Origin of the sequence: Vibrio sp. V10_P2A27P122 (assembly GCF_963874335.1) — a bacterium.
Taxonomy (GTDB): domain Bacteria; phylum Pseudomonadota; class Gammaproteobacteria; order Enterobacterales; family Vibrionaceae; genus Vibrio; species Vibrio anguillarum.
Map to the genome: position 1 here is coordinate 1 of NZ_CAWNHY010000170.1, position 3,360 is coordinate 3,360.

4 protein-coding genes are annotated in these 3,360 nt (G+C 46.2%); 1 reads left to right on the forward strand and 3 read right to left on the reverse strand.

Annotated features, from left to right (window positions below):
* Positions 1 to 132 precede the first annotated feature (132 nt).
* Positions 133 to 918: a flap endonuclease Xni gene (gene xni / locus AACQ17_RS07855; RefSeq protein WP_094127354.1), complete on the forward strand. Its 786-nt coding sequence runs from the start codon at positions 133 to 135 to the stop codon at positions 916 to 918.
* Between the two features lie 44 nt (positions 919 to 962).
* On the opposite strand, the gene rlmM is transcribed toward xni, so the two are convergent.
* Genes rlmM through AACQ17_RS07870 form a run of 3 tightly spaced genes read right to left on the reverse strand, consistent with a single transcriptional unit; the run spans position 963 to position 3,350 of the window.
* Complete coding sequence (gene rlmM / locus AACQ17_RS07860; protein WP_017045575.1) at positions 963 to 2,054, reverse strand: 23S rRNA (cytidine(2498)-2'-O)-methyltransferase RlmM; 1,092 nt, start codon at positions 2,052 to 2,054, stop codon at positions 963 to 965.
* The gene (locus AACQ17_RS07865; RefSeq protein WP_013857395.1) at positions 2,051 to 2,449 is read right to left on the reverse strand and encodes a DUF423 domain-containing protein; all 399 of its coding nucleotides are present in this window, start codon (positions 2,447 to 2,449) and stop codon (positions 2,051 to 2,053) included. The genes rlmM and AACQ17_RS07865 overlap by 4 nt, the downstream gene beginning before the upstream one ends.
* Positions 2,439 to 3,350 carry a transcriptional regulator GcvA gene (locus AACQ17_RS07870; protein ID WP_026027676.1) on the reverse strand — a complete coding sequence of 304 codons (912 nt, stop codon included), beginning with the start codon at positions 3,348 to 3,350 and terminating at the stop codon, positions 2,439 to 2,441. The genes AACQ17_RS07865 and AACQ17_RS07870 overlap by 11 nt, the downstream gene beginning before the upstream one ends.
* Between the last annotated feature and the right edge of the window lie 10 nt (positions 3,351 to 3,360).

Consider the following 3,360-nt stretch of genomic DNA (forward strand, 5'->3'; position numbering starts at 1 on the left):
CCATTAACCATTAACCATTAACCATTAACCATTAACCATTAAAGGCAAAAATAACTTATGCCGGGGATGAGTGGCAATATTAAGTGAGATCATTACAATAAGGGCTTATTAAGCCCTTATTTTTTGGTCGTTATGTCTTTACACCTTGTCATCATTGATGCTTTGAATTTGATCCGTCGGGTGCACTCCGCACAACCCGATCCTAACGATATGGCAAGAACCATAGAGACAACCTCGCGCACCTTGCACCGTATCATCAATGAAGCTCAACCGACCCACATCATCGCCGTGTTTGATCATCACTTACAAGACCGGGGCTGGAGAGCACAACTTCTACCGACTTATAAGCAGAACCGGAAGCCGATGCCAGAAGCACTGCAACTTGGCTTAGACGCCATTCAGCAAGCATGGTGGGAATTAGGGATTGATTCACTGCTCTCGGAAGGTGATGAAGCCGATGATTTGGTGGCCACCTTAGCCACGAAAGTGGCAAGCCACGGTGAAAAAGTAACGATCATTTCAACCGATAAAGGCTACTGCCAACTGCTCTCCCCCACTTTACAAATTCGTGACTACTTTCAACATCGTTGGTTAGATCAACCCTTTATTGAACAGGAATTTGGTGTAAAGCCGAGCCAATTAACCGATTTTTGGGGATTAACGGGCATCAGTTCAAGCCAAGTTCCCGGCATTGCCGGCATTGGTCCAAAAGCAGCAAAAGAGATATTAACGCAATTTCCCGACATAGAAGCGGCCTACACCAGTGCTGATTTGGCTAAGAAATACCGTAAAAAATTTGATGAGCAGATCGATATGGCGCGAGTCTGCAAACACATTGCCACACTAAAGACCGATATAGAGCTCGGTTTTAATTTGCAAGACATTCGCTTTTCAGCGCAAGTATCCCATCCAGAATAGCAAAACGCTCCTAGAAAGGAGCGTTAAATTAACCTATTGGAGCATTAGTGCGGAGAGATGTTCGACAAGCATTGGACATGCACTGTGATCTCTTCACGATCATGATACAAATGCTTTGCCTGCATGCGGAACTTTACATCATTTTTAATCAGAAAAACTTTCAGATTTTCAATATCTTGTAAAACTTCATCATAGCGCCCTTTCATTGGCAGCTTTAAGTTAAAGATGGCTTCTTTCGCCCAACCCTTGAGGATCCACTGCCCCATTAAATGCGCAACACGAGCTGGCTTTTCAATCATGTCACACACAATCCAAGTCACGTTCTTGCGTGGCGGCTCAAATTTAAAACCATCCTCGGCATGGTGTTTCACTTGTCCTGTGTCCATCAAACTTTCAGCCATTAGACCGTTGTCGATAGCATGAACAAACATCGAACGCTTCACCAGTTGGTAAGTCCAGCCCCCCGGGCATGCACCCAAGTCTACCGCCCACATTCCCGGAGCCAAACGTTCGTCCCACTCTTCACGAGGAATAAACACATGGAAAGCCTCTTCCAACTTCAGAGTGGAACGACTTGGCGCATCGGCTGGGAATTTCAAACGAGGAATACCCATGAAAAAAGGCGAGTTATTGTTGGTGTACGAATACCCAACGAAGCAGTGTCCGGGTTGAATAAAGCAGACATGTAGCACAGGTCTCTTCGCCGACTCTTTGTTAGACAGAATCCCCTTGCCACGTAACGCTTGACGCAATGGCACGGTAAACTTACGACAAAATTTGAGCAACTCTTTCGCTTCATTGGTATCTGGCGTTTCAATGCGAATGTCACCACAACGCGGAAAACCCTCAAGTTCGGCGAGTTCAGATAAGATAGGCGAAATACGATCATCTTTAGGTAAATCGCTAAATTCCGCCGCTACCGCAAACATCTGACGAGCAAAAATAAGCGATTGGAAATCGATCTCTTTAATCAGCTTATCAGCATCACCGGCCTGATAGCACTCAAACAAAACGTAACCCGTATTGTTTTTCAAACGAGGAAAACCAAAAACCTCTAGCTTAGTCGCTTTATCTTGGATCTCTCCGGCACACTCTTTTTCAAAGCCTGCACGACAATAGAGCATTACGTGTTTCACTGGTCCACCTCTTGAATATTAAGTGCTGCATAGCCAAACACTCCCCACCCTAGCATAAAGAACACGCCACCAAATGGCGTGATCGGGCCAAACCACTTGATGCCCGTGAGTGCTAAAGCGTAAAGACTGCCGCTAAAACAAAGGACGCCGATGATAAAGCAAATTGCCGCAATGAAAAAATATTTTTGTGCTTTCGATCCCAAACGACAACGCAGCAAAATACCACACGCTAATATGGCTAAAGCGTGAATCGATTGGTACTGCACTCCCGTTTCAAACACCGAAAGCAAGTAAGGGGTTAAATACGCTTTTAGGCCGTGCGCCGCAAAAGCTCCTAGAGCGACACCAACGCCCGCCATAAAAGCCGCGATAGTGAGCAATAACTTACTCTTCATCTAACAATACCTCTTGTTCCCTTCTGGCTTTTTTGAGCATCCAATCACGGAAAGTGGCGATACGCCCCATATCGGCCTGCTTCTCGTGACAGACCACATAGAAAGCATTTTTAGTCATCAACACTTCGTCAAAAGGCGCAATCAAGCGACCCGCTTCCAGCTCTGGCTGAGCTAACACGTTATTCCCCAGTGCGATACCTTGCCCATGCGCCGCCGCTTGCAGCACCATGGTCGAATGGCTAAAGATGGGGCCGTGGTTGACATTCACCCCTTCAAGATCGTTCTCTTTGGCAAACTGTTTCCAATCTTTACGTGAAGTATCGTGTAGCAGAGTATGGCGTGTTAGATCGTCCAGTGTTTCTAAAGGCTTAGGGCCTAACAGCAGTGAAGGAGAGCAAAGCGGGATCAAAAACTCTTGATACAACTTATCCGCGCGTAAACCAGGCCAGTTACCTCGTCCATAATAAATCGCCACATCCACATCATCGGTTAACGAACCTTCATCCATATCAACCGCTTTGATACGCACATCAATATCCGGCTCTTGCTGGTTAAAATCGGCCAGACGCGGCACGAGCCACTGAATTGCAAAACTCGGCGGTAAACTAATGGTTAATGCCCCTTTCTCACTTCGCTCTAGTACCTTATCGGTGGCTTCAGAGAGTGCGGTGAAGATATCTTTAATGTCGAGAAAGTAACTTTGCCCTTCTTCTGTCAATAGCAGAGAACGATTACGACGGCGAAATAGCTTTAACCCTAAAAATTCCTCTAACGCTTTGATTTGATGACTGACTGCGGCTTGTGTCACAAATAGCTCTTCCGCAGCGCGAGTAAAACTCAGCTGGCGAGCTGCCGCTTCAAACACTTTCAGCGAGTTTAATGGTGGCAATCTTCTGGACATAGGTACACTC

What these genes read in the sequence shown, in the direction of transcription:
- xni (WP_094127354.1), top strand. Translation starts at nt 133, where the DNA reads ATGTCTTTACACCTTGTCATCATTGATGCTTTGAATTTGATCCGTCGG.
- AACQ17_RS07865 (WP_013857395.1), bottom strand. Translation starts at nt 2,449, where the DNA reads ATGAAGAGTAAGTTATTGCTCACTATCGCGGCTTTTATGGCGGGCGTT.
- AACQ17_RS07870 (WP_026027676.1), bottom strand. Translation starts at nt 3,350, where the DNA reads ATGTCCAGAAGATTGCCACCATTAAACTCGCTGAAAGTGTTTGAAGCG.